Source organism: Caenispirillum bisanense (assembly GCF_039523075.1).
In the GTDB taxonomy this organism is placed as follows: domain Bacteria; phylum Pseudomonadota; class Alphaproteobacteria; order Rhodospirillales; family Rhodospirillaceae; genus Caenispirillum; species Caenispirillum bisanense.
In genome coordinates this window covers 20,811-45,172 of sequence record NZ_BAAAEP010000041.1, presented here as the reverse complement: position 1 = coordinate 45,172, position 24,362 = coordinate 20,811, and the positions used below count along the sequence as shown (strand labels likewise).

General features: G+C 70.5%; 21 protein-coding genes. 9 read left to right on the top strand and 12 right to left on the bottom strand.

What is annotated here, in order from left to right:
* Positions 1-83: 83 nt before the first annotated feature.
* The gene (gene phnD / locus ABD056_RS16590; protein ID WP_343868404.1) at positions 84-1,100 is read right to left on the bottom strand and encodes a phosphonate ABC transporter substrate-binding protein; all 1,017 of its coding nucleotides are present in this window, start codon (positions 1,098-1,100) and stop codon (positions 84-86) included.
* A gap of 47 nt (positions 1,101-1,147) precedes the next feature.
* On the bottom strand, positions 1,148-1,990 hold the full coding sequence (phnC, locus tag ABD056_RS16585; RefSeq protein WP_343868401.1) for a phosphonate ABC transporter ATP-binding protein: 843 nt from the start codon (positions 1,988-1,990) through the stop codon (positions 1,148-1,150).
* A gap of 179 nt (positions 1,991-2,169) precedes the next feature.
* Here phnC and phnN point away from each other — a divergent pair, with 179 nt between their 5' ends.
* Complete coding sequence (gene phnN / locus ABD056_RS16580; RefSeq protein WP_343868400.1) at positions 2,170-2,736, top strand: phosphonate metabolism protein/1,5-bisphosphokinase (PRPP-forming) PhnN; 567 nt, start codon at positions 2,170-2,172, stop codon at positions 2,734-2,736.
* Positions 2,737-2,872: 136 nt separating this feature from the next.
* A complete protein-coding gene (locus ABD056_RS16575) occupies positions 2,873-5,053 on the top strand; it encodes an ATP-binding protein (protein WP_343868399.1) in 2,181 nt (726 codons plus the stop codon).
* A 2-nt stretch (positions 5,054-5,055) separates the two neighbouring features.
* Here ABD056_RS16575 and ABD056_RS16570 read toward each other — a convergent pair whose 3' ends face one another.
* The 3 genes from ABD056_RS16570 to ABD056_RS16560 form a co-directional block, all read right to left on the bottom strand.
* Complete coding sequence (locus ABD056_RS16570; RefSeq protein WP_343868398.1) at positions 5,056-5,346, bottom strand: hypothetical protein; 291 nt, start codon at positions 5,344-5,346, stop codon at positions 5,056-5,058.
* 109 nt (positions 5,347-5,455) lie between these two features.
* Positions 5,456-6,496: an NADP(H)-dependent aldo-keto reductase gene (locus ABD056_RS16565; RefSeq protein WP_343868397.1), complete on the bottom strand. Its 1,041-nt coding sequence runs from the start codon at positions 6,494-6,496 to the stop codon at positions 5,456-5,458.
* Positions 6,497-6,583: 87 nt separating this feature from the next.
* Positions 6,584-7,369, bottom strand: a complete 786-nt coding sequence (locus ABD056_RS16560; RefSeq protein WP_343868396.1) for an Hpt domain-containing protein — start codon at positions 7,367-7,369, stop codon at positions 6,584-6,586.
* 389 nt (positions 7,370-7,758) lie between these two features.
* On the opposite strand from ABD056_RS16560, the gene ABD056_RS16555 reads away from it, so the two are divergent.
* Together ABD056_RS16555 and ABD056_RS16550 are read left to right on the top strand one after the other, a co-directional pair.
* Positions 7,759-8,019, top strand: a complete 261-nt coding sequence (locus ABD056_RS16555) for a hypothetical protein (protein ID WP_343868395.1) — start codon at positions 7,759-7,761, stop codon at positions 8,017-8,019.
* A gap of 75 nt (positions 8,020-8,094) precedes the next feature.
* Positions 8,095-9,927 (top strand): ABC-F family ATP-binding cassette domain-containing protein, encoded by a 1,833-nt coding sequence (locus tag ABD056_RS16550; RefSeq protein ID WP_343868393.1) that lies wholly within the window; start codon positions 8,095-8,097, stop codon positions 9,925-9,927.
* A gap of 341 nt (positions 9,928-10,268) precedes the next feature.
* Here ABD056_RS16550 and ABD056_RS16545 read toward each other — a convergent pair whose 3' ends face one another.
* From ABD056_RS16545 to ABD056_RS16535, 3 genes are all read right to left on the bottom strand, one after another.
* Positions 10,269-11,024, bottom strand: a complete 756-nt coding sequence (locus tag ABD056_RS16545) for an SAM-dependent methyltransferase (RefSeq protein WP_343868392.1) — start codon at positions 11,022-11,024, stop codon at positions 10,269-10,271.
* Between the two features lie 4 nt (positions 11,025-11,028).
* A complete protein-coding gene (locus ABD056_RS16540) occupies positions 11,029-11,625 on the bottom strand; it encodes a phenylacetic acid degradation protein PaaY (RefSeq protein WP_343868390.1) in 597 nt (198 codons plus the stop codon).
* A gap of 119 nt (positions 11,626-11,744) precedes the next feature.
* Positions 11,745-11,954: a Nif11 family protein gene (locus ABD056_RS16535; RefSeq protein ID WP_343868388.1), complete on the bottom strand. Its 210-nt coding sequence runs from the start codon at positions 11,952-11,954 to the stop codon at positions 11,745-11,747.
* A gap of 230 nt (positions 11,955-12,184) precedes the next feature.
* On the opposite strand from ABD056_RS16535, the gene ABD056_RS16530 reads away from it, so the two are divergent.
* Positions 12,185-13,621 carry an FAD-dependent oxidoreductase gene (locus tag ABD056_RS16530; RefSeq protein WP_343868387.1) on the top strand — a complete coding sequence of 479 codons (1,437 nt, stop codon included), beginning with the start codon at positions 12,185-12,187 and terminating at the stop codon, positions 13,619-13,621.
* Positions 13,622-13,638: 17 nt separating this feature from the next.
* On the opposite strand, the gene ABD056_RS16525 is transcribed toward ABD056_RS16530, so the two are convergent.
* The 3 genes from ABD056_RS16525 to ABD056_RS16515 all read right to left on the bottom strand — a co-directional run bounded on the left by ABD056_RS16525 (position 13,639) and on the right by ABD056_RS16515 (position 18,131).
* Entirely contained in the window at positions 13,639-14,061 is a 423-nt protein-coding gene (locus tag ABD056_RS16525; protein WP_343868406.1) for a response regulator, read from the bottom strand.
* Positions 14,062-14,193: 132 nt separating this feature from the next.
* Positions 14,194-15,495: a diguanylate cyclase domain-containing protein gene (locus tag ABD056_RS16520; RefSeq protein WP_343868385.1), complete on the bottom strand. Its 1,302-nt coding sequence runs from the start codon at positions 15,493-15,495 to the stop codon at positions 14,194-14,196.
* A gap of 185 nt (positions 15,496-15,680) precedes the next feature.
* On the bottom strand, positions 15,681-18,131 hold the full coding sequence (locus ABD056_RS16515) for a hybrid sensor histidine kinase/response regulator (protein ID WP_343868383.1): 2,451 nt from the start codon (positions 18,129-18,131) through the stop codon (positions 15,681-15,683).
* Positions 18,132-18,335: 204 nt separating this feature from the next.
* Between ABD056_RS16515 and ABD056_RS16510 the strand changes: the two genes are divergently transcribed.
* The 4 genes from ABD056_RS16510 to ABD056_RS16495 are packed head-to-tail and all read left to right on the top strand — an operon-like array spanning position 18,336 to position 23,676.
* A complete protein-coding gene (locus ABD056_RS16510) occupies positions 18,336-20,114 on the top strand; it encodes an N-acetylglutaminylglutamine amidotransferase (RefSeq protein WP_343868382.1) in 1,779 nt (592 codons plus the stop codon).
* 57 nt (positions 20,115-20,171) lie between these two features.
* Positions 20,172-21,962, top strand: coding sequence for an N-acetylglutaminylglutamine synthetase (ngg, locus tag ABD056_RS16505; RefSeq protein ID WP_343868380.1), 1,791 nt, complete (start codon positions 20,172-20,174; stop codon positions 21,960-21,962).
* Between the two features lie 3 nt (positions 21,963-21,965).
* The gene (locus ABD056_RS16500; RefSeq protein WP_343868379.1) at positions 21,966-23,099 is read left to right on the top strand and encodes an osmoprotectant NAGGN system M42 family peptidase; all 1,134 of its coding nucleotides are present in this window, start codon (positions 21,966-21,968) and stop codon (positions 23,097-23,099) included.
* Between the two features lie 10 nt (positions 23,100-23,109).
* Positions 23,110-23,676: a sugar O-acetyltransferase gene (locus tag ABD056_RS16495; RefSeq protein WP_343868377.1), complete on the top strand. Its 567-nt coding sequence runs from the start codon at positions 23,110-23,112 to the stop codon at positions 23,674-23,676.
* Here ABD056_RS16495 and ABD056_RS16490 read toward each other — a convergent pair.
* Positions 23,667-24,278: a biotin transporter BioY gene (locus tag ABD056_RS16490; protein WP_343868376.1), complete on the bottom strand. Its 612-nt coding sequence runs from the start codon at positions 24,276-24,278 to the stop codon at positions 23,667-23,669. The two genes, ABD056_RS16495 and ABD056_RS16490, sit on opposite strands and share 10 nt — an antisense overlap.
* Positions 24,279-24,362 lie beyond the last annotated feature (84 nt).

Here is a 24,362-nt window from a genome sequence, read left to right as displayed (position 1 = left end):
CCCTTCACCAGCCTCGCGCAGCTTACTGCCGACGCTGGGCAAGACATACAAGGGAGGAGGCGGCGCCGTGGGTCAGGTCAGGGTCAGGAGGCGGTCTTGGGCTGCTTGGCGGCTTCGGCCTGCAGCGCGTCCAGCTGCTGGTCGATCTCGGCCAGCTTCTGCTTCTTCTCCTCGGCGCTCATGCCCTCGGCGGCCTCGATCTTGGCGCGGTTCTTGAACAGCTCCAGCTGGCGGATGGGGATCAGCTGGGCGTTGGACGACGGCTGGAACGGCGCCCAGCCGAGGTCGGCCAGGATCTTGCGCTCGGTGTCCAGCTGCGCCGGGGTGCCGATGCGGCCGTAGCTCATGATGAAGGTCATGATGCGGGCCTTGGCGTCGGCGGCCAGTTCGCCGCGCCACACCAGCGGGTCGGACGGGATCAGCGGCGAGCGCCAGATCACCTTGATGTCCTTGGCCATGTCCGGGTGGGTGACCTGCATGCGGCGCAGGTTCTCGGTGTTGTTGGTGGCGACGTCCACCTGCTTGGTCGCGGCGGCGAGCAGGTTGGTCTCGTGGTTGGCGTTGCGCACGGCCGAGAAGCAGGTCTTCGGATCAGCGCCGTTCTGGGCGAAGACGTAGTAGGACGGCACCAGGAAGCCGGAGGTGGAGTTGGGATCGCCGTAGCCGAGGGTGAGCGACTTGTCGCACTTCAGCACGTCGTCCAGGCTGTTCAGCGGGCTGTCCTTGTGGGTCACCAGCAGCGACCAGTAGCCGGGGTTGCCCTCGACGTCGACGGTCTGGGCGAAGATCTCGCCGCCGGCGCGGTCCACCGCTTCCATGGCCGACTTGTTGCCGTACCACGCCACATCCACCTTGCCGAAGCGCATGCCTTCGATGATGCCGGCGTAGTCCGGGGCGAAGAAGGCGTTGATCTTCATGCCGGTCGCCTTCTCCATGTCGGAGAGGAAGGGCGTCCAGGTCTGCTTCAGGTTCTGGGTCGCTTCGGTCGAGATGATGCCGAAGTTCAGCTCCTTCGGCATGTCGGCGGCGAAGGCGCCGGCGCTGCCGGCCAGGGTGACGGCCGCGACCGAGGCGGCGGCAACAAGGGTGCGGAACTGCATGGCGGAGACACTCCCGTTCAGGACTGGATGAAGACGATGGGCGCGGATCAATGGGCGAAGGCCGGACGCACCGCGGCGGCGGAGCGGTCGGCCTCCAGGTCGTGGTCGGCATCGATCAGCAGTTCCTCGCTGTCGGCGCCGTAAAGATCGGTGAGGAAGGCAGGCGTCAGCACGGTCGAGGGGCCGTCGTGCACCACCTGTCCGGCGCGCATGGCGACCGTGCGCGGGCAGTAGCGGGCGGCGTAGTTGACCTGGTGCAGCGACACCACCACGGTGATGCCGTCCTCGCGGTTGATGGTGGCCAGCGCCTCCATCACCATGTTGGCGGAGGCGGGGTCGAGCGAGGCGATGGGCTCGTCGGCCAGGATCACCCGCGCCTTCTGCATCAGCGTCCGCGCGATGGCGACGCGCTGCTGCTGGCCGCCGGACAGGGTGGAGGCGCGCTGGGCGGCATAGTCCGCCATGCCGACGCGGGCCAGCGCCCGCATGGCGTCGCGCTTCTCCTCCGCCGAGAACAGGCCGAGGGTGCCGCGCCAGCCCGGAATGCGGCCGAGGGTGCCGATCAGCACGTTGGTCAGCACGCTCAGGCGGCCGACCAGGTTGAACTGCTGGAACACCATGCCGACATCGGCGCGGATGGCGCGGGCGTCGCGGCTGACGCGGCCGCCGGCCTGCATGGTGCGGCCCAGGATCTCCACCCGCGCGGCACCGCCGTTGCGGTCGGCGACGGTGAGGCCGGACAGGTGCCGCAGCAGGGTCGACTTGCCGGAGCCGGAGGCCCCGATCAGCGCCACCATCTCCCCGTCCGCCACCGACAGGGCGACGTCCGCCAGGGCGCGGTGATCGCGCTGGAACGACTTGCTCAGCTGGGAAACGGCAATGGCGGCCACGGCGCCTTCCTCTCTGCGGTGGGCTATGGCCGAAGGATATACCCGTCGATGGCGACTCTTTCGCGACCGGCGGATGAAAGTTCAATGAAACAGACCGAACCGCGAACATTCGCGAGCAGACATCCAAGTGCCGTCGTCTAGCTTGTCAGCATCAATGCTGCGGTGTAGTAAATCCCGCCATGAACAAAGGCCGTCTCGTCTATATCCTTGGCCCGTCTGGCGCGGGCAAGGACACGCTCATCGACCTCGCCCGTGCGGCGCTGGACGGCGGCGCCCCTGTGGTCTTCGCCCACCGCTACATCACCCGCCCCGCCAATGCCGGCGGCGAGGCGCATGTGGCGCTGACGGCGGCGGAATTCGACCTGCGCGCCCGCCACGGCCTGTTCGCCCTCACCTGGGACAGCCACGGCCTGCGCTACGGCATCGGGCGGGAGATCGACCTGTGGCTGGACGCCGGGCTGACGGTGGTGGTCAACGGCTCCCGCGGGCATCTGCCGCAGGCGGCGGAGCGCTACCCCGACATGGTGCCGGTGGTGATCCGCGTCGGCCTGGACGAACTGCGCCGCCGCCTCATCGCCCGCGGCCGCGAGACGCCGGAGCAGATCCTGGAACGGCTGGCCCGCGCCGCCGCCTTCCAGGTGGAGCACCCGGCCCTGGTGACCCTCGACAACTCCGGCCCGGCGGTCGAGGGCGGGCGGGCGCTGGAGGCGGTGCTGCGCACCGTGGCGGCCGGGAACCTGCCATAGGTAAGGCCTGCCCTCGACAAGTGGCCTATGCCCTTTTCCCGATTTCCCGCAGGGTCTTTCGGGCGTAGCCTTGTCTGCAGCTCCCACAGCGCCGCCACCCGGTTCCGGGCCCGACGCACGCACGAGGCATCGTGACATGCTGGTCGTCGCACTCGCCAATGTGGGCGTGGCCCTTGTCTGCGCCCTGATCGGTCTGGCTTCCGCCGGTCTGCCCATCGTTTCCGATGCCTGGCAGGCGGTTCTGGCGCCGGCCTCGGGCGTGGCGGCGGCGGCGGTGCTGGCCGGCGGGCTGCGGCTGCTGCCCGGCTCCATGATCGGCCTGGCGCTGGCGGTCAGCTGGCTGCGGCCGGATGCCCCGTGGCTGGCGCTCGGCGTCACCGTCTGCGTGGCCTTTGCCGCCGCCTGGGCCTCGGTCTACGCCCGCTATGCCGTCGATGACCGGCCGGCCGATCTCCTGTTCAGCCTGCGCGGGGTGCTTGCCTTCGTCGGGCTGGCGGCGGGCAGTTTCGCCGTGTGGACCGCCGCCCTCGGGGCGCTGGCGGAGATCATCCTGGCCGGCGGGTCGCGCGCCCATGAAGCCTTTGAAGGCTCCCTGCTGCGCTGGAGCATCAGCCATTTCGTCGCCGTCGCGGTGATCGCCCCGCCGGTGATCGCCGCCACCGCCGGCGGCCTGCGCATCGCCGCATGGCGCGGGGCCGGGCGATTGCTGCTGTGGGGCGCCATGGCGGCACTGGCCGCCGTCACCTTCACCGCCGGGCCGGGCCACGCCGGGGTGGGACCGGCCCTGCCCTTTCTGGTGCTGCCGGTGCTGCTGACGGTCGCCGCCCTGTCGGCCGCCAAGACCTCCGCCGCCCTCACCGCCGTGGCCGCCGTCGCCTGGGTCGCCACCGTCAGCGGCACCAGCGTGTGGGGCGAGGTGACCGGCGTGCTCGACCTGATGCCGCTGGCCATGGTGCTGACCGCCTTCGCCGTCTGCGCCCTGCCCTTCGCCGCCCTGATGCGCGAGCGGCGCGAGGCGGTGGCGGCGCTGGCCGCCACCAATGCCGACCTGGAACAGCGCATCGCCGCCCGCACCGCCGAGGCCGTCGCTGGCGAGGCCCGCCTGCGCCACATGCTCGACGGCAGCCCGGTGGCCGCCTGCGTGGTGGAGCCCGGCGGCCGGCTGATCTTCACCAACACCGCCTTCCGCACCCTGTTCGGTCTGGCGGCCGGCGAGGCGGCGGAGTTCGATGTCTGCGCCCTCTATGAAGACCCCTCCGACCGGGCGGCGCAGATGGAGCGCCTGACCCGCGACGGCCTGGCGCTCGACATGGAATACCGCTACCGCCGCCGCGACGGCACGCCGGTGTGGGTGCTGGAGCATTCGGTGATGGCGGAATTCGACGGCGCGCCGGCCATCGTCGCCTGGATGGTGGACATCACGGCCCGCCATGCCGCCCTGCAGGAACTGGCCGCCGCCAAGGCGGAACTGGCCGTCCACCGCGACCAGCTGGCGCAGGAGGTGGCGGACCGCACCGCCGACCTGCAACGCGCCCGCGATGCCGCCGAGGCCGCCAACCGCGCCAAGACCGAGTTCCTGGCCAACATGAGCCACGAGCTGCGCACGCCGCTCAACGCCATCATCGGCTTCGCGCAGATGATCGAGAACGACCTGCTCGGCCCCGGCGCCACCGGCGCTTACCGCGACTATGCCACCAACATCCACCGGTCCGGCGGCCACCTGCTGGCGGTGATCGACGACATCCTCGACATGGCGCGGTTCGAGGCCGGCCGCCTGACCGTGGCCGACGACCGGGTGGAACTGACCGCCTGCATCGAGCGCGCCCTCACCCTCACCGCGCCGCCGCCCGGCAGCGACGCCCCCCAGGTGAGCCTGGACCTGCCCCGCCGCGCCCCGGCCCTGCGCGGCGACCGCCGCCGCATCGAGCAGATGCTGGTCAAGCTGCTGTCCAACGCCGTCCGCTTCACCGGCAGCGGCGCGAACGGCGGACACATCACCATCAGCCTCAGCCGCGAGCCGAGCGGCCACCTGCTGCTGGCCATCGCCGACACCGGCATCGGCATGACGGCGCAGGACATCGACCGCGCCCTGCGGCCCTTCGTGCAGGTGGATACCGGCCTCGGCCGCCGCTACGAAGGCACCGGCCTCGGCCTGCCGCTCGCCCGCGCCTTTGCGGAACTGCACGGCGGCAGCCTCGCCATCGCCAGTACGCCCGGCGCCGGCACCACCGTCAGCGTCCGCTTCCCGCCCGACCGGGTGCTGGAGCCCTATGCCGTGGCATCGCCCCAGGCGCAGCCGCAGGCGGAGAGCGCCTGAGGTCAGGCGCGGGCCCAGCCCTGGCGGAACACCACCACCAGCACAGCCGGCACCAGGCAGGCGGCCACGAAATCGTGCGCCGCCGCCGCCGCGCGCTGGCCGTACAGCAGCGCATCCACCAGTTCCATGGCCAGCGACAGCAGCACCACCGGCGCCAGGGTCGGCCAGTGGCCCATGGGGCGGCGGAACACCACCACCGTCACCAGCAGTACCACCAGCCCCAGCAGCATGTGGCTGAAGTCGTTGTCGAAGGGGATGGCGCCGAAGACGGACCGCTTGATGTCCAGGTACATGGACGAGACCTTTCACGCATCACTTCAGGAATCGGACGGCCGCCGCAGTCTACCCGCGACGGCCGCCGGTTGTCTTCCCGCCGATGCGTGCCGCTGTTGCGGGTCGGCCTCAGGGGCAGGGGTTGGGATTGTCGGCGTGAACGGCCTCGATCTCCTCCCGCACCTCGGCCGGCAGGGTCAGGTCGGCGCTGTCCAGGTTGCTGCGCAGCTGGTCCAGGGTGGTGGCGCCGATGATGGTGGAGGTGACGAAGGGCTGCGCCGTCACATACGCCAGCGCCATCTGCGCCGGATCGAGCCCGTGGCGGCGGGCGATGTCCACGTACTTGCCGGTCGCCGCCACCCCGCGCGGCTTGACGTAGCGGCCATAGCGCTGCGGGAACAGGGTCAGGCGGGCGCCCGGCGGCTGGCGGCCGTCCAGGTACTTGCCGCTCAGCACCCCGAAGCCGAGCGGGCTGTAGGCGCACAGGCCGACGTCCTCGCGGATGGCGCATTCCGCCAGCCCCACCTCGAAGCTGCGGTTGAGCAGGTTGTAGGGGTTCTGGATGGCCGCCGGGCGCGGCAGGCCGCGGCTCTCGGCCAGGGCGACGGAGCGCATCAGCCCCCACGGCGTTTCGTTGGACAGGCCGATGTGGCGGATCTTGCCGGCCTGCACGCACTCCTGCAGGGCCGCCAGACTGTCTTCCAGCGCTACGAACTCGGCATCGGGCTGGTGCTGGTAGCCGAGGCGGCCGAAGTAGTTGGTCGGCCGGTCGGGCCAGTGCAGGTAGTAGAGGTCGATGACGTCGGTCCGCAGCCGCTTCAGGCTGCCTTCCACCGCCGCCAGGATGTTGGCGCGGTCGAGCCGCCGGCCGCCGCCGCGGATCCACTCCATGCCGCCGGGACCGGCGACCTTGCTCGCCACCACCAGACGGTCGCGGCACCCGCGGCTCTTCAGCCAGCGGCCGAGGATTTCCTCGGTGCGGCCCTGGGTCTCGGCGCGCGGGCTGACCGGGTACATCTCGGCCGCATCAAGGAAATTGACGCCGCCCTCGCGCGCCAGGTCCATCTGGTCGAAGGCCTCGGCCTCGGTGTTCTGCTCGCCCCAGGTCATGGTGCCGAGACAGAGGGCGGAGACGGTGAGGCCGGTACGGCCGAGCGGGCGCTGCTGCATGCGGGCTGCCTTCCTTTCGCGGCGGGAGTGAACGCCCCTTCATAGTGGGATGCCGGCGGCGCCGGCGCCAGGGCCGCTCTGCCGTCGTCAGATCAGGAACAGCCGGTCCAGCGCCTCCGCCAGATCATCGCCGAACTGCGGCCCCTTGTGGATGACCGGCACGTCCTTCGGCAGCAGCTTCAGGTAATCGTCGTCGGGCGGCAGGCTGGTGATGAGGGCGGTGGGGGTGTTGCGGGTGGCCGGCATGGAATGCAGGCCGATCACCAGGTCGATGCCCGACAGTTCCGGCATCACCGCGCCGACGATGACCAGGTCGGGCTTGGTGCGCACCACCACCGCCAGGGCGTCGAAGGTGTTGGCGATGGTGTGGGTGCGGTAGCCGCACTGCTGCAGCTCGCGCTCGACGAAATGGGCGGCGGCGCCGTAGGGCATGACCAGCAGCACCTCGACGTCCCGTACCTCGATGTCGCCCACCGAGAAGCCCGCCTTGGGCGGCAGGCGGCGGACCAGCCGGGCGGCTTCCGTCTCCAGCGGCAGGCGGCCCTCGACGATGTCGAGCAGGGTTTCGATGAAGTGTTCCAGGTCCTCGAAGGCGCGCGGCGGCAGGTGGCGCACCCCGGCCGGGTAGTCCTCCAGCCGCGCCGCCACCGCCCCGATGAGGCCGAGGCCCAGGTTGGCGGCCTCGCCCCGCAGGCGCATGGCGGCGCGCCGCACCTCGTGCACCATCTGGTCGGTCTTCACGCGGCCGTGGCGGGCATCCTCGACCAGCAGTTCCAGCCCGCGCAGCACCTCGCCGGCCTCGTCCAGGAAGGTGCGGCGCAGTTCGGTGACGATGTCGTCGACCACGGCTTCGCGGGTCAGAATCTCGGTCATGGCTCCCTCCCGCCCCCGAATGGCGATGTTCCCCCCACCATAGACCGCGGCGCCCGCAGTCGCCAGTGACACAGGCGCGGCACCGGGTTGCGACGGCGGCAGGGGGCAGCGGCGGAACCGCCTGCGCACCCAACGCCCGCCCACCCTCCACCACAGGTCGACAGCCGCCGACGCCGAAAGCCGCAGCAACGGCCGACTCCGCTCCGCCCGGACAGGCGACAGGCGTAAGCCCGGCAGGAAATAAGAATAAGCCCTCCTCCCGTGGGGATCTTTCATCCTTATCTTTTGTTATAATCTCCAACGGCGATGACCTCAGACCATAGTGCCGGTTTTCGGGATCTCGCCGCCCGGACGTCAGTCCCACCAAGATCCACAAGGAGGTGGTCCAGATGATGAGAACGGAACCGACGCAAGGCCACACGGTCCAGTGCCGGCTCTATCGGGTCTGCTGGAGCAATTCGATCACCCGCGAACGCGGCATGAGCGGCCCCATGTCGCTGGCGCAGGCGGAATTTCTGGTGCGCGACGAATCCATCGGCACCTCCTTCCGCCGCTTCTGGATCGAGCCGTGGATCGCCGCCGACACCATCGCCGACGACGAGGCGGTGCGCCCGCTGCGGCGCAAGGGGCCGGCCGCGCGCATGAACTGACGGCGCCCGCGTTGATGCCGGGGGTGCGGCGGTGCTACATAGGCGGCCCGGCCATCCGCTGCGACGAGGTTTCCCGTGCCCCCGGCTCCCCCGCTTCTCACGCTCAAGGACATCCACCTGTCGCTGGGCGACAAGGCGCTTTTCACCGGCGTGGAGGTGGCGGTCGGGCGCGGCGACCGCGTCTCGCTGGTCGGCCGCAACGGCTCGGGCAAGTCCACCCTGCTGAAGATCGCCGCCGGCGTCGTGCAGCCGGACGGCGGCGAGGTGTGGGTGCAGCCGGGCATCACCGTCGCCTACCTGCCGCAGGAGCCGGACGTTTCCGGCTTCGCCACCGTCCATGACTATGTCGCCGCCGGCCTGTCGGCGGCCCATGCGGACGACCTGCACAAGGTCGACATCCTGCTGGATGCGGTCGGCCTGACGCCGGACATGGACCCGTCCACCCTGTCCGGCGGCGAGGGGCGGCGGGCGGCCATCGCCCGGCTGTTCGTTTCCGGCGCCGACATCCTGCTGCTGGACGAGCCCACCAACCACCTGGACCTGCCGACCATCCAGTGGCTGGAAGAGGAACTGCTGAAGTTCCGCGGCGGCCTCGTGCTCATCAGCCACGACCGCGCCTTCCTCAACCGCCTGACCAACACCACCTTCTGGCTCGACCGCGGCGTCGTGCGCCGCAACGACGCCGGCTTCCGGGACTTCGACCGCTGGTCGGAGGAAGAGATGGCGCGCGAGGCGGCGGAACTGGAAAAGCTCGACAAGCTGATCGCCGAGGAAGCGGTCTGGGCTCACCGCACCCTGCCCGCCCGCCGGCGCCGCAACATGGGCCGCCTCAACCGGCTGGAAAGCCTGCGCCAGGAACGCGCCCAGAGCCTCGCCCGCACCGGCTCCGTCACCATGGAGGCGGAAACCGGCCAGGCCTCCGGCAAGCTGGTGATCGAGGCGGAGGGCGTCGCCAAGCGGTTCGGCGACCGCACCATCCTGCGCGACTTCCGCATCCGTGTCCTGCGCGGCGACAAGATCGGCATCGTCGGCCCCAATGGCGCCGGCAAGTCCACCCTGCTGAAGATCCTCACCGGCCAGCTGGATGCCGACGAAGGGCGCGTGCGGCTCGGCACCAACCTCAGCATGGTCTACCTGGACCAGCGGCGCAGCACGCTCGACCTCGACAAGACCATCTGGGACACCCTGGCCGACAGCGGCGGCGACCACATCAACGTGCGCGGCACGCCGCGCCACGTGGTCGGCTACATGAAGGACTTCCTGTTCGACGCCACCCAGGCCCGCAGCCCCGTCTCCAGCCTGTCGGGCGGCGAGCGCAACCGCCTGCTGCTGGCCAAGACCCTGGCGCGGCCCAGCAACTTCCTGGTGCTCGACGAGCCGACCAACGACCTCGACATGGATACGCTCGACCTGCTGCAGGAAGTGCTGTCCGAGTACGACGGCACGCTGCTGATCGTCAGCCACGACCGCGACTTCCTCGACCGCGTGGTGACCTCCACCATCCTGGTGCCGGGCGACGGCACCGCCATCGAATACGCCGGCGGCTACACCGACATGATGGCCCAGCGCGGCGGCGCCGCGCCGGTGGCGGAGGATCGGCAGAAACCCGCCGACAAGGCCACGCCCGCCCCCAAGGCGGCGGCGGAAAAGCCCAAGCCCCGCACCGCCAAGCTCAGCTACAAGCAGCAGCGCGACCTGGAACTGCTGCCGAAGCAGATCGAGGAGTTGACGGCCAAGGTGGAGACGCTGAACACCCGCCTCACCGAAGGCGACCTCTATCAGCGCGACCCGGCCGCCTTCCAGAAGACCGCCGAAGCCCTGGACGCCGCCCGCAGCGACCTGGAACAGGCGGAGGAACGCTGGCTGGAACTGGAGATGCTGCGCGAGGAAATCGAGTCCGGCGGCTGACGCACACAGCCCCGGCGACCATTGGGGCCGCCGGGGCTGTGCTTGGTCAGACGCGACGGCGCCGTCGTCAGGTGGTGTGCTGCTTGGTGCAGGCCGCGATGGCCGGGTTGGCGGCCACGAAGGTGGCGACCGTGACGGCCAGCGCCAGGGCGCCGAGATACAGGCTGGTGAGGCGATGCTTCATGTCGTCGTCTCCCGTTTCCGTGCTGGGGGTGCGCCCGGCGCCGGATCTCCGGCCGCCGCGCGCGCCTTAAGAGTCGGGACGGCAGCGGGCGCCGTCAAGGCGCCGGCGCGCAGGTTTCGTTCACATTTCGCGGCGCCGGTATGGAAAACGTTGCGCGTCAACGCCTTCGCAGGATGTGAAAGACATAGGAACAGCTGTTGGCGGAGGCGGCGAAGACCTCGATCTCGCGCATCTGTTCGGCCACCACCGCCATCAGCGCCGGATCGTGCTCCGCCGCCGGCATCAACTCCTGGCAGCGCTGCCGCAGCGGCGTGTAGTAGTCGGGCCACCAGTCGCCCGGCGCCATCACCCAGCGATCCACCGGCTGATAGCCGAGGCCGACCGCCGTGCGCTCGTTGGCCTCGGGCGTCGTCATGGCGGGATAGGCCTCGGCCCAGAACTCCTGCGTCTCCTTGGGGCGGGCCTCGGGCGGCACCAGCCACGCCAATTCGCTCACCACCACCAGGCCGCCCGGCTTCAGCACCCGCCGCCACAGCGCCAGCGCATCGCCGAAGCCGATGGCATAGGCCGAGCCCTCCGACCAGATCAGGTCGACGCTGTCCGCCGGGTCGGACAGCTGGCGCATGTCCTCCCGCCGGGTGCGGATCAGTTCCGCCAGCCCGCGCCGGCCGGCCGCCGCTTCCAGCTGGCGCAGGAAGGGGGCGTGCAGGTCGACGCCGGTGACCACCGTGCGCAGCGTCTCCGCCACCACCAGCGTCTGGCCGCCAGGACCGCAGCCGAGATCGAGCACCACCGGCCGCTCCGGCAGCGGCGGCAGGCGGCGCAGGGCGTCGCGGGTGGTGGCGTCGGTGCCCGGTCCTTCGCGGCGCAGGCCCTGGTGGAGCACGAAGAACGGGTCGTCGGCGGGGATCATGGCATCAGCCGCCGGAGCCCTTGGGCTTGGCCTCGCCGCCGTCGTAGCGGGGGCGGCCTTCCTCCATCTCGGTCAGCGGCCGCACCTCCACCATGGAGCGGGCGGAGCGCAGCACCAGGTTCTGGTAGTCGCGGGTGCCGGCCGCCTTCCAGGCGATCTCGTCATCGCTGAGGTCGCGCAGGATCTTCGCCGGGATGCCGGCGGCCAGGGTGCGGGCGGGGATTTCCTGCCCGGCCTTGACGAAGGCGCAGGCGGCGACGATGGCGCCCTCGCCCACCACGGCGCCGTCCATGACCACGCAGTTCATGCCGACCAGGGCGTTGCGCGACACCCGGCAGCCGTGCAGCACGGCGCCGTGACCGATATGGCCGTCGACCTCGATCACCGTGTCGGTGCCGGGGAAGCCGTGCATGGTGCAGTTGTCCTGCAGGTTGGCGCCGTCCTCCATGATCAGGCGGCCGAAATCGCCGCGCATGGAGGCGCCGGGGCCGACATAGCAGCGCGGCCCGACGATGACGTCGCCGATGAGCACGGCGGTGGGGTGGACATAGGCGCTGGGGTGGACGACCGGGATCACCCCGTCAATGGCGTAAAAGGGCACGGAAGGACGCCTCCTGCTGCATGTTCTTATGGTTGTGCAGCACGAGGGTAGCGAAGCCCTGCCGAGGCCCGCAAGGGGTCATCGGGCGGGGATGCCGCCGCCGCCCGTCACGGCGGTCGTCATCGCTCGCCGCCGCCGTCGGCCCCGGTGTCCGGCAGGGCGGGCGCCGCCGCCAGATCGCAGGCGCCGATGTCGTAGCCCTGGCGGCGCAGGAAATCCGCGAGCGCAGCCACCGACTGGCAGGCGTCACCGGCGGCCAGGGCGGCATCGTAAAGGGCGGGGTCGCGATGCAGGTCGCGCGCGAAACGCTCCAGTTCCCGGACGCTCATGACCAGCCTCCCGCCGCTGCGCCGCCTTCCGGTCCTCCCCGGCGGCGGCATCTCCCCAGTCATCCTGATGGTATTCCCGACCGGGGCCGCTGCCTACCCCGTCCTGGAGCACGAATGTGAACGGCGGTTCACCCCTGTGAACGCGGCGGCCAAACCCGACCTTCCTGCTTAACCATCGTCGGCGGGTCGGGTAGACTGGAGGCTCCATCCGGCCGCGAGGAGGTGACGGCATGGCGGTCCACGGCAGCGTCTGCATCATCGGCAGCGGCCCGACCGGGCTGTATGCGGCGGAGGAAATCCGGCGCCAGGCTCCCCTGGTGACCGTCGACGTCATCGACCGCCTGCCCACCCCCTACGGACTGGTGCGCGGCGGCGTCGCGCCCGACCACCAGAAGACCAAGAGCGTCGTGCGGCAGTTCGAACCGCTGTTCACCAGCCATGGCGTCCGCTTCGTCGGCAACGTGCGGGTGGGGGAGGATGTCGACCTGACCGAACTGCGGCGGCTGTACGATGCCGTGGTGCTGGCGGTCGGCGCCGCCGGCGACCGCCGCCTGAACGTGCCCGGAGAGGATCTGCCCGGCGTCTACGGGTCCGCCGCCTTCGTCGGCTGGTACAACGGCCATCCCGACTGGGCCCGCCTCGCCCCGCGCATCCCCGGTCCGCGGGTGGCGGTGATCGGCAACGGCAACGTGGCGCTGGATGTGGCGCGCATCCTGGCGCTGACGCCGGGCGAGATGGCGGTGACCGACCTCGCCCGCCCGGCCGCCGAGGCCATCGCCGCCTCGCCGCTGACCGACATCTACCTGCTCGGCCGCCGCGGCCCGCTGGAGGCGCAGTTCACCTCCGCCGAGCTGCGCGAGATGGGGGAACTGTCCGGCGCCCGGCCGGTGGTGCAGGCCGCCGACCTGCCGGCCGATGTGCCCGCGGCCATCGACCCGCGCGATGCCCGCCGCGTGAAGCGCAACCTGGACATCCTGCGCGGTTTCGCCGACGCGACAGCGGCGGCGGCGGCGGATGATCCGCGGGTGCGCGTCCACTTCCTGTTCCGCCACGCCCCGCGTGCCATCCTGGGCAATGTGGTGGAAGGCGTCACCGGCCTGCTGGCGGAGCGGACGCCGACGGCCCTGTCCGGCGCCGGGGGAGCGCGGCCGTCAGGCCAGACCACCACCAGCCTTGCCGTCGGTACCGTCGTCACCTGCATCGGCTACCGCGCCACGCCCTTCCCCGGTCTGCCGCTCGACGACGAGCGCGGCGTCATCGCCAATGTGGACGGGGTGGTGGAGCCGGGGCTGTTCGTGGCCGGCTGGGCCCGGCACGGACCGCGCGGCGTCATCGGCGCCAACCGGGCCAGCGCCCGCGAGGCGGCGGAGCAGGCCCTCGCCTACCTGCGCACCGTCGACACGCCGCGCCCCGGCGGCAGCGAACTGGAACGGCTGCTGCAGGCGCGCGGCTTCCGGGTGGTGGATTTCGCCGGCTGGCAGCAGATCGACGCGGCGGAACGGGCGGCCGGCGACGGCACCCGCCCGCGCGACAAGTTCATCCGCATCGACGACATGCTGGCGGTGGTGGAACAGGCCGCCGCCATTACGGAGGCGGGGACGGTCGAGGCAACGCCAGAGGGGACCGGCACCAGGACGGAATCGCTGGGGCCGGTCCCTTCCGGCTGAGGGCTACGAGGACGGCCTCAGCCGGTCGGCGGCAGCTTGACCAGCGAGCACCAGAAATCCTCGATGCCGCGCACCACGTCGATGAAGCGGTCGAAGTCCACCGGCTTGACGATGTAGCAGTTGGCATGCAGCTCGTAGGAACGGGAGATGTCCGTCTCCGCCTGGCTGGTGGTCAGTACGATCACCGGAATGCGGCGCAGGTGAGGGTCTTCCTTGATCTCGGCCAGCACCTCGCGCCCGTCCTTGCGCGGCAGGTTGAGATCGAGCAGCACGAGGTCGGGCCGCGGCACTTCGCCATAGGGCGACTCGCGGCGCAGGAAGGACATGGCCTCTATGCCGTCCTGCACCACATGCAGCTGAGTCGGGATGTTGCCTTCCTTGAAGGCTTCCGCGGCGAGGCGGGCATCACCCGGGTTATCCTCGACCAGCAGGATTTCCATGGTCCCCACCACGTTGCCGTTGAGCGCCATACCCCTCGTCACTCCGATTCCGAAACGGTGTTTTTTGTTGCGGACGGCTCATCCCGCCCGAAAGCAGATAATGTCGCATACTTCCCGTCTCACAACCAGTGGTCATCCGGCTACGACCTTGGTCGGAGCCGGCGGCTGCCCCTCGTAGAAACGGTACCGGTTCTTGCCGGCGCGCTTGGCGGCATACATGGCTTGGTCCGCCGCCCGCACCAGATCCTCGGCGCTGGTGGCGTCGGCCGGGTAGACGGCGATGCCCACCGATGCCGACACATGCGCCTCGCCGGCCGACAGGGCATAGGGCTGGGCGACGGCGGAAACAATCTTTTCCGCCACCCGGGCGGCGTCCTGGGTTTCGCGCACTTCCGTCAGCACCACGGTGAACTCGTCGCCGCCGAGGCGCGCCACCTCGTCGGACACGCGCACCGACCCGCGCAGGCGCCGCGCCACTTCCTTCAACAGTTCGTCGCCGACGGCGTGATCCCAGCGGTCGTTGACGTCCTTGAAGCCGTCCAGGTCGATGAACAGCACGGCGCAGGAGCGTTCCAGCGAGCCCGCCCGCTCGATGCTGTCATCAAGCACATGCATGAACAGCTGGCGGTTGGCGAGGCCGGTGAGCGGATCGCGGGTCGCCTGCCGCAGCAGTTCTGTTTCCGCCTTCTTGCGGTGGGTGATGTCGGACATGATGGCGACATAGCCGGTGATGCCGCCCTGCTCGTCCGCCACCGCGTTGATGCGCAGCCATTCGGGGTAGACTTCGCCGTTCTTGCGGCGGTTCCAGATCTCGCCTTCCCAGGCGCCCTGTTCGTCCAGCGACCGCCACAGGTCGTCGTAGAACTCGGGGTCGTGGACGCCCGAGGACAGCACCAGCGGCTTGTGGCCCACCACCTCGTCGGCGACGTAGCCGGTGACGCGGGTGAACGCCGGGTTGACGCGAATCACCCGCCAGCCGGCGTCCATCACCATGATGCCGGTGTCGGTGCAGTTGAAGGCGGCTTCGGCCAGCAGCAGCTGCTTGCGGGTGCGGTGGCGCTCCATGGCGTAGAGGATGGAGCGCTTCAGCAGCATGCCGTCGGCGCGGCCCTTGACCAGGTAGTCCTGGGCGCCGGACTGCAGCGCCGCCAGGGCCACTTCCTCGTTGTCGAGGCCGGACAGGATGACGATGGGAATGTCGGGGCCGGACCGCCGCAGGCCGTTCACCGTGTCCAGGCCGTGGCTGTCGGGCAGCGAGAGGTCGAGCAGGACGGCGGCGAACTCCTCCTGCTTCACCAGTTCGCAGGCGTCGGCCAGGCGTTCCACATGCGTCAGGTGGAATTCCGCCCCGGCTTCCTCGGCCAGCAGAACCTGGATCAATCGGGCATCGCCCGGATTGTCCTCGACCAACAGGATGTTCGTCCCCTTAGGCACCACGGCCCTTCCCCACTGCATGGATGCGGGATGCTGCCGGCCCCCGAAGACCACATGCCCCGCCCCCGAAAGTCCCGCAACCGCAACACCCTACCCGCAGTTGCCGCACACCGCAAATGGATAGGATGGCCTATGCGGGACGGTCGGGCGCATTATACCATGGTTCAGCCACCCGTTGGGGCGCTTCATGCGGCCGCCACGGTGATGTCCGGGTAGGCCTCGGCCAGCGCCTGCAGGGTACGATCCAGGCGGTCCTCCAGTTGCGGCGCCAGCGCCCGCGCGGCGGCGGTGTCGCCGCTGCGGCAGGCGGCTTCCACCCGTTCGGCCAGGGCGCCCAGCCACAGGAACCCGAAGTTGACCGAGGTGGACTTGAGATCGTGGGCGGCGCGGATGACCTCCGGCAGCGCCGGGTCGGCGTCGGCGCCGGCCAGCATCTCCACCTGCCGCCGCGCCTGGCCGACGTACTCGCGCAGCAGTTCCGTCATGTAATCGAGCCCCAGCTGGCTTTCGAGCGACCGTAGCGTCTCGGGCTCCAGCACCACCGCCGACTCGTCCGGCGCCGGCAGCGCCGGGTGCGCCGACGACCCCAGGGCCGGCCCTGCCGCTGCCGCTGCCGCAGCCGCAGCAGCCGCAGCAGCCATCGCTCCCGGCCCCATGCCGGCCTCGGTCGCCGTCGCCGGGCGGCCGCTGCACAGGGCGGTGGCGCGGCGCACGGTATCGCGCAGCACCTGTTCCATGTGGTCGGGGTCGACGGGCTTGGAGAGGTAGGCGTCCATGCCGGCGGCGCGGCAGCGGTCCTCCTCCCCCCGCAGGGCGCTGGCGGTCAGCGCCACCACCGGCACCTGACCGCGTCCGTCGGGCAACGCGCGGATTCGCCGCGTCGCCTCGTAGCCGTCCATGCCCGGCATGTTGACGTCCATCAGCACCACGTCGAAGCCGCCGCGCCCGGCCTGGGCCACCGCCTCGTAGCCGTCGCAGGCGACCGTCACCCGATGGCCGCGGCGCTCCAGGAAAGCGGTGGCGACCTTGCGGTTGACCACGTTGTCCTCCGCCACCAGCACATGCAGGGGCGCCGCGCCGTCGGCCTCCGGCGCATCCTCCGGCGCCTCCGGCGGCGGCAGGGCCACGGCTTCGCTGCCGGGGTGCAGCGGCACCTCGAACCAGAAGGTGCTGCCCTTGCCCTCCAGGCTCAGCACGCCGATGCGGCCGCCCATCAGGTCCACCAGCCGCTGGCAGATGGCGAGCCCGAGGCCGGTGCCGCCGTAGCGACGCGCGATGGAGCTGTCGGCCTGGCTGAAGGCGCTGAACAGCCGCTGGCAAGCCTCCGGCGGAATGCCGATGCCGGTATCGGACACCTCGAACCGGATGCCGGCGGCGCCCTCGGGCAGACCCGGCAGCCCGAAGGTGCGGCCGATGCGGACGATCACCTCGCCCCGCTCGGTGAACTTGATGGCGTTGCTGATGAGGTTGAGCAGCACCTGCCGCAGCCGCGGCGCATCGCCCACCAGCACCGGCGGCACGTCGTCGTCGGCGCGCAGGCCGAGCACCAGCCCCTTCTCCCGCGCCCGTCCCTCCAGCAGGTTGACGACGCTGCCGGTCAGGCGGGCGGCATCGAACGGCACCTCGTCCAGCTGCATGCGCCCGGCCTCCAGCTTGGACAGGTCGAGCACGTCGTTGAGGATGGCCATCAGCGCTTCGTCGGAATAGCGGATGGTTTCCGCCCAGTCGCGCTGTTCCTCGCTGAGCGGGCTTTCCAGCAGCAGCCGCACCATGCCGAGGATGCCGTTCATGGGGGTGCGGATCTCGTGGCTCATCACCGCCACGAACTCCGACTTGGCGCGGGCCGCCGCCTCGGCATGTTCCTTGGCGAGGCGCAGCGCCTCCTCCGCCTGCTTGCGGGTGGAGATGTCGTAGAGCCAGATCAGCAGGGCGTAATCGTTCTCGTACTGGATCGGCTGCATGGACAGCAGCGACCAGAACGGTTCGCCGTCGGCGTGGCGCAGCAGCACCTCGCGGTCGCGCACCTCGCCGCCGCGCGCCACCACCCGCACCAGGGCGTCGCGGTCGGCGATGTCGGCATACATGTCCTGGGCGCGGCGGCTCGGGATTTCCTCCACCGCGATGCCGGTCATCTCCGCCAGGCGGGAGTTGCCGAACAGCAGCGTGCCGTCCAGCCGCGACATGGCGACACCAACCGGACTGGTCTCCAGGATGGTGCGCAGGCGCTTTTCGTTTTCGCGCAGCTCCCCTTCCACCCGCTTGCGCTCGCGGGCATAGGCGATGGCGCGCTCCAGCAACTCGCCGCGCACCTGCCCCTTGATGAGGAAGTCCTGGGCGCCGGTCTGCACCGCCTGCAGGCCGATGTGGGGGTCGTCCAGGCCGGTCAGCACCACCACCGGCAGGTCGCTCGCCGCCTCAATGAACCGCCGCACGGTGTCGATGCCGCGGCTGTCGGGCAGGCCCATGTCCAGCAGGGCGATGTCGAACGGCCGTTCCGCCACCAGGGCAAGGCCCTCGGCCAGGGTTTCGGCACCCGAAACCTCATAGACGCCGGGTGCCGCGTCCTCCAGTTCGAACTGGACCAGCGCGGCATCGGACGGGTTGTCGTCGATGACCAGAACCTTGCAGACCGCCAACAGGCAATGCTCCCCCACGGCCCGCCCCGCGCATCCCGACGGAGAGGCCGGCAAAACCGGAGGCCGCAGTTTACTCCACTTCGTTCTGCCTACAAAGCCGCACGAAATCCACCCCGGCGGCAAAACGTTTCGGCCATCGCGGCGGCTCAGGCGTTGTCGGGGCAGACCGCTGAGGATCATGAACGACACAGGAGACGGCAGCGCATGTGCGGCATTTGCGGCGAGATCCGGTTCGACCACGGTGCGGCGGACGCCACGGCAGTGGCCCGCATGGCAGGGCGGATGCAGGACCGCGGCCCCGATGCCGCCGGCCTGTTCGCCCAGGGCCGCGTCGCCTTCGGCCACCGCCGCCTGAAGATCATCGACCTGTCGGACAGCGCCCAGCAGCCCATGGTCGACCCCGATCTCGGGCTCGCCATCGTCTTCAACGGCTGCATCTACAACTATCCCGAGCTGCGCGGCGAGCTGGAGGCCAAGGGCTACCGCTTCTTCAGCCACGGCGACACGGAAGTAATCCTGAAGGCCTTCCACGCCTGGGGCGCCGACTGCGTCACCCGCTTCCACGGCATGTTCGCCTTCGCCATCTGGGAACGGGACGGCGGCCGCGTCACCTTCGCCCGCGACCGTCTGGGCATCAAGCCGCTGTATCTGGCAGAGGTGGACGGCGGCCTGCGCTTCGCCTCGTCGCTGCCGGCGCTGCTGGCGGCGGGGCGCGAGGGCATCGACACCGACATCGACCCGGTCGCCCTGCACCACTACATGAGCTTCCACGCCGTGGTGCCGGCGCCGCTGACCATCCTGAAGGGCGTGCGCAAGCTGCCGCCCGCCACCATCCTGACCGTCGAGGCCGACGGCAGCCGCACCAGCCGCCGCTACTGGGATCTGACGGTGGAGCCAGCCGGCGACGATCTCCGCCGCTCGCCGGAGGAATGGCAGGAGATGGTGATGGACGCCCTGCGCCTGGCGGTTCGCCGCCGGCTGGTGGCCGACGTGCCGGTGGGGGTGCTGCTGTCCGGCGGGCTCGATTCCAGCCTCATCGTCGGGCTGCTGGCGGAACAGGGCCAGCACGGGCTCGCCACCTTCTCCGTCGGGTTCGAGGCGGCAGGCGGCGAGAAGGGCGACGAGTTCCAGTATTCCGACATCATCGCCCGCCACTACGGCACCGACCACCACCGCATCTTCGTCGAGAGCAGCCGCCTGCTGGAGACCCTGCCCAAGACCTTCGCCGCCATGAGCGAGCCCATGGTCTCCTACGACAACGTCGGCTTCTACCTGCTCAGCCAGGAGGTCAGCCGGCATGTGCGGGTGGTGCAGTCCGGCCAGGGCGCCGACGAGGTGTTCGGCGGCTATCACTGGTACCCGCCGCTGCTGGACAGCACCGACCCGGTGGCCGATTACGCCCGCGTGTTCTGCGACCGCGGCCAGGAGGAGTACGCGCGGGCGGTCGATCCGCGCTTCGTCGGCGACAACCACAGCCTGGCCTTCATCCGCGACCAGTTCGCCCGCCCCGGCGCCGGCCGGGCGGTGGACAAGGCGCTGCGCATGGACACCACCGTCATGCTGGTGGACGACCCGGTGAAGCGGGTGGACAACATGACCATGGCCTGGGGCCTGGAAGCCCGCGTGCCCTTCCTCGACCACGAACTGGTGGAACTGGCCGGCCGCATTCCCGCCGAGCACAAGGTCCGCGACGGCGGCAAGTGGGTGCTGAAGGAAGCGGCGCGCAAGGTCATCCCGTCGGCGGTGATCGACCGCCCCAAGGGCTACTTCCCGGTGCCGGCGCTCAAGTACATCGAGGGGCCGTACCTGGAGTTCGTGCGCGACCACCTGACCAGCGACGCCGCCCGCTCCCGCGGGCTGTTCAACCCCGACTACGTCGACACCCTGCTGGCGGCGCCCAAGGACCACATCACGCCCCTGCGCGGGTCGAAGCTGTGGCAGGTGGCGCTGCTGGAAATGTGGCTGCAGACCCACGGCCTGTGATGACCGCCGCCGCCCGCTCCGCCGCCGCCCGTTCCGCGCAGAAGGTCTGATCCGCCCATGGCCCGCAAGCAGTCGTCGCCGCCGCAGAACCACCGCCTTGACCGTTTCAGCTCGCCGTCGCTCAAGAACTGGGGCGACATGCCGAAGAACCCCGCCGCCCAGGCCATGGAGCGCGACGTGGTGGTGGAATGCGGCTGGGGCCGCCTGATCTTCGCCCAGACCTTCGAAGATCCCCGCAAGGTGGCCGATGTGCTGCGCCAGGAACGGGCCGGCCAGCGAGACATCGCCTTTTACCTGCGCGACCCGCATGTGGCGCTGGCCCATGCGCCGCAGGACCTGTTCCTCGACCCCAGCCACACCTTCCGCCTGTGGCTCAACCGCTACCGCCCGCCGCGGCGGCGGCCGGCGGGCTTTCACGTCCGCCTGATCCAGACGCCGGCGGAGGCGGAGCAGGTCAACCGCATCTACGTCAGCCGCCGCATGGTGCCCTTCCGCGAGGACTTCCTGTGGGCCAACCGCAACTCGCGGGTGCTGACCGTGCTGGTGGCGGTGGAGGATGCGAGCGGCCGGGTGATCGGCGTCACCACCGGCGTCGACCACTCCCGCGCCTTCACCGACCCGGACAACGGCTCGTCCCTGTGGGCGCTGGCTGTGGACAGCCAGACCGCCCTGCCCGGCGTCGGCGAGGCGCTGGTGCGCCAGCTGGCGGAGCACTACCAGGCGCGCGGGCGGGCGTTCATGGACCTGTCGGTCATGCACACCAACGACAGCGCCATCCGCCTCTACACCAAGCTGGGGTTCGAGCGGGTGCCGGTGTTCACCCTGAAGCACAAGAACTCCATCAACGAGCGCCTGTTCATCGGCCCGGAGCCGGAGGCCAACCTCAACCCCTACGCCCGCATCATCGTCGACGAGGCCCGCCGCCGCGGCATCGGGGTGGAGGTGATCGACGAGGAAGCCAACTACTTCGCCCTCACCTTCGGCGGCCGCTCCATCGTCTGCCGCGAGAGCCTGAGCGAGCTGACCTCGGCCGTCGCCCTGTCGCGCTGCGACGACAAGGCGGTGACCCGCCGCCTGCTCGCCCGCGCCGGCCTGCGGGTGCCCAAGCAGCGCCGCGCCGGCAGCGCCGACGACAACGCCGAGTTCCTCGCCTCCTGCGGCCGCATCGTGGTCAAGCCGGCGCGCGGCGAGCAGGGCCAGGGCATTTCCGTCGACATCCGCGACGAAGCCGCCATGGCCGCCGCCATCAAGGCCGCCCGCCGCGTCTGCGACACCGTGCTGCTGGAGGAATTCTGCGAGGGCGAGGACCTGCGCATCATCGTCATCGACAGCAAGGTGGTGGCCGGCGCCGTGCGCAAGCCGGCCTGCATCGTCGGCAACGGCCGCAACACGGTGCGCGAGCTGATCGAGGCGCAAAGCCGCCGCCGTGCCGCCGCCACCGGCGGCGAAAGCCGCATCCCGCTGGATGCCGAGACCGAACGCTGCCTCGGCCTGGAGGGCATCGCCTGGGACGACGTGCCGGCGGACGGCCGCCAGATCAACGTCCGCAAGACCGCCAACCTGCACACCGGCGGCACCATCCACGACGTCACCGACCGCCTGCACCACGCCCTGGTGGAAGCCGCCGTGCTGGCGGCGCGGGCGCTGGACATCCCGGTGGTCGGGTTCGACTTCCTGGTGCCCGATGTCAGCGGTCCCGACTACGTCATCATCGAGGCCAACGAGCGCCCCGGCCTCGCCAACCATGAGCCGCAGCCGACGGCGGAGCGTTTCATCGACCTGCTGTTCCCGCAGACCCGCTTCGCGCCCATCGGCGACCGTAGCGACCACCGACCAGGAGGAGCCTGAGCCTTGCGACGCCTGGACGTCGATACCGACTATCTGCAGCGGGTGCTGCTGCGCCTGCTCAACACGCCCTCGCCCACCGGCATGACCGACGTGATCGTGCATGTGGTGTGCGAGGAACTGGAAGCCCTCGGCATTCCTTACGAACTGACGCGCCGGGGGGCCATCCGCGCCAACCTGTCGGGCACCCGCTACAGCCCCGACCGCGCCATCATCGGCCACATCGATACCCTGGGGGCCATCGTCAAGCGGCTGAAGGACAACGGCCGGGTGTCCATGGCGATGATCGGCCACTGGTCGGCCCGCTTCGCCGAGGGCGCCCGCTGCACCCTCTACTGCGACGACGGCAAGACCTTCCGCGGCACTATCCTGCCGCTGAAGGCGTCCGGCCACGTCTACAACGAGGAAATCGACACCCAGCCGTCGTGCTGGGAGAACCTGGAAGTGCGCATCGACGAGGTCTGCCACAGTCTGAAGGATCTGCAATCCCTCGGCATCAACGTCGGCGACCATGTTTCCATCGACGCGGCGCCGGAGATCACCGCCAACGGCTTCATCAACTCCCGCCATCTGGACGACAAGGCCGGCGTCGCCGCCATCCTGGCCGCCGCCAAGGCGGTGAAGGACGAGGGCGTGGAACTGCCGGTGGACTGCCACCTGCTGTTCACCATCTCGGAGGAAGTGGGCGTCGGCGCCTCCCACGTCCTGCACGGCGACGTGGCGGAGATGGTGTCGGTGGACAACGGCACCATCGCGCCGCTGCAGAACACCAGCGAGTACGGCGCCACCATCACCATGCAGGACATGTCGGGGCCGTTCGACTGGCACCTGACGCGGCGGCTGATCGACATCTGCCGCAAGTTCGGCATTGAGCACACGCGCGACGTCTTCCGCTACTACCGCTCCGACGCTGCCTCGGCGCTGGAGGCAGGCAACGACATCCGCACGGCGCTGGTGTGCTTCGCGGTCGACGGCAGCCACGGCTGGGAACGCACCCACATCCGCAGCCTGGAGGCGGTGGCCAGGCTGCTGTCGCTGTACATGCAGAGCGACCCGTCGTTCAAGCGCGACCGCAAGGCCATCGGCCCCAAGGCCGACTTCCCGAAACAGCAGATGCAGTACGACACCGGGGCGGAGTAGAGTTGCGGCCATGACGACCGAACGGGACAACATGCTGGCCGGCCGGCCCTACCGCGCCGGTGACCCGGAACTGGTGGCGATGCGCCGGCGGGCGCAGCTGCTGCTGAAGGAATACAACACCACCACCCTCGCCGACGGCCGCCAGCGCCGCGCCATCCTGGCCGACCTGCTGGGGGCCTGCGGCGACGAGGTGGCCATCCGGGCGCCGTTCTACTGCGACTACGGCGCCCACATCCGCATCGGCAGCGGCGTGTTCCTCAACTTCGGCTGCGTGCTGCTGGACGTCTGCCCCATCACCATCGGCGACGGCACCCAGATCGGCCCGCAGGTGCAGATCTACGCCGCCGACCACCCCCGCGACCCGGACCAGCGCCGCCAGGGGCTCGAACTGGGGCAGCCGGTGACCATCGGCCGCAACGTGTGGATCGGCGGCCTCGCCATCCTGCTGCCGGGGGTGACGGTGGGCGACGGCGCCATCGTCGGCGCCGGCTCGGTGGTGACCCGCGACGTGCCCGCCGGCACCACCGTGGCCGGCAATCCGGCGCGGGTGATCGCGCCGCCGCCGCCTCAGCCCTGACGACGACGGCCGGAGGCGCGGCCGACCAGCGTCCACACCAGCGGCAGCAGGCAGGTGGCGAGGGCGATCTTCACCGCCTCCGCCGGCACGAAGGGCACCACCCCGACCTCCAGCGCCCGCTCCCACCCGACCAGCGCCGACAGCCGCAGCCAGCCGAGGCCGATGATGACGGCGATGCCGGCGGTCATGCCGAGGCCGGCGGTGAACAGGCGGCGGTCCCAGCCGCGGTCGGCCAGGGCGCCCACCAGCGCGGCGGCGGCCAGGAACCCGGCCAGATAGCCGCCGGTGGGCCCGATCATGTAGGACAGGCCGAGGCCGCGTTCCGGCGTGCCGGCGAACACCGGCAGGCCCGCCGCCCCCAGCGCCAGATAGGCGCCGACCGTCACCATCCCGAGGCGGCAGCCGTAGCACGCCGCCACCAGCAGCACGCACAGGGTCTGCAGCGTTACCGGCACCGGCCACGCCGGCACCCGCACCTTGGAGGCCGCCACCAGCAGCAGCACCCCCACCACGGTCAGCACCAGCGTCCGCCACCACGGCCGCGCCGCCGCCGGCCACAGGCGGGAGGCAAGGCAGGCCGGAACGGAGGCGGCAGCAGGCATCGGACCCCACGGTCGGAAGGACACTCTCCGTCCGGCATAGCGCAGGGGGCGGCGGCGGTAAAGAAAACCTCGACCGCTTATCCG

What these genes read in the sequence shown, in the direction of transcription:
- phnD (WP_343868404.1), bottom strand. Translation starts at nt 1,100, where the DNA reads ATGCAGTTCCGCACCCTTGTTGCCGCCGCCTCGGTCGCGGCCGTCACC.
- phnN (WP_343868400.1), top strand. Translation starts at nt 2,170, where the DNA reads ATGAACAAAGGCCGTCTCGTCTATATCCTTGGCCCGTCTGGCGCGGGC.
- ABD056_RS16575 (WP_343868399.1), top strand. Translation starts at nt 2,873, where the DNA reads ATGCTGGTCGTCGCACTCGCCAATGTGGGCGTGGCCCTTGTCTGCGCC.
- ABD056_RS16570 (WP_343868398.1), bottom strand. Translation starts at nt 5,346, where the DNA reads ATGTACCTGGACATCAAGCGGTCCGTCTTCGGCGCCATCCCCTTCGAC.
- ABD056_RS16565 (WP_343868397.1), bottom strand. Translation starts at nt 6,496, where the DNA reads ATGCAGCAGCGCCCGCTCGGCCGTACCGGCCTCACCGTCTCCGCCCTC.
- ABD056_RS16560 (WP_343868396.1), bottom strand. Translation starts at nt 7,369, where the DNA reads ATGACCGAGATTCTGACCCGCGAAGCCGTGGTCGACGACATCGTCACC.
- ABD056_RS16555 (WP_343868395.1), top strand. Translation starts at nt 7,759, where the DNA reads ATGATGAGAACGGAACCGACGCAAGGCCACACGGTCCAGTGCCGGCTC.
- ABD056_RS16545 (WP_343868392.1), bottom strand. Translation starts at nt 11,024, where the DNA reads ATGATCCCCGCCGACGACCCGTTCTTCGTGCTCCACCAGGGCCTGCGC.
- ABD056_RS16535 (WP_343868388.1), bottom strand. Translation starts at nt 11,954, where the DNA reads ATGAGCGTCCGGGAACTGGAGCGTTTCGCGCGCGACCTGCATCGCGAC.
- ABD056_RS16530 (WP_343868387.1), top strand. Translation starts at nt 12,185, where the DNA reads ATGGCGGTCCACGGCAGCGTCTGCATCATCGGCAGCGGCCCGACCGGG.
- ABD056_RS16525 (WP_343868406.1), bottom strand. Translation starts at nt 14,061, where the DNA reads ATGGAAATCCTGCTGGTCGAGGATAACCCGGGTGATGCCCGCCTCGCC.
- ABD056_RS16510 (WP_343868382.1), top strand. Translation starts at nt 18,336, where the DNA reads ATGTGCGGCATTTGCGGCGAGATCCGGTTCGACCACGGTGCGGCGGAC.
- ngg (WP_343868380.1), top strand. Translation starts at nt 20,172, where the DNA reads ATGGCCCGCAAGCAGTCGTCGCCGCCGCAGAACCACCGCCTTGACCGT.
- ABD056_RS16495 (WP_343868377.1), top strand. Translation starts at nt 23,110, where the DNA reads ATGACGACCGAACGGGACAACATGCTGGCCGGCCGGCCCTACCGCGCC.
- ABD056_RS16490 (WP_343868376.1), bottom strand. Translation starts at nt 24,278, where the DNA reads ATGCCTGCTGCCGCCTCCGTTCCGGCCTGCCTTGCCTCCCGCCTGTGG.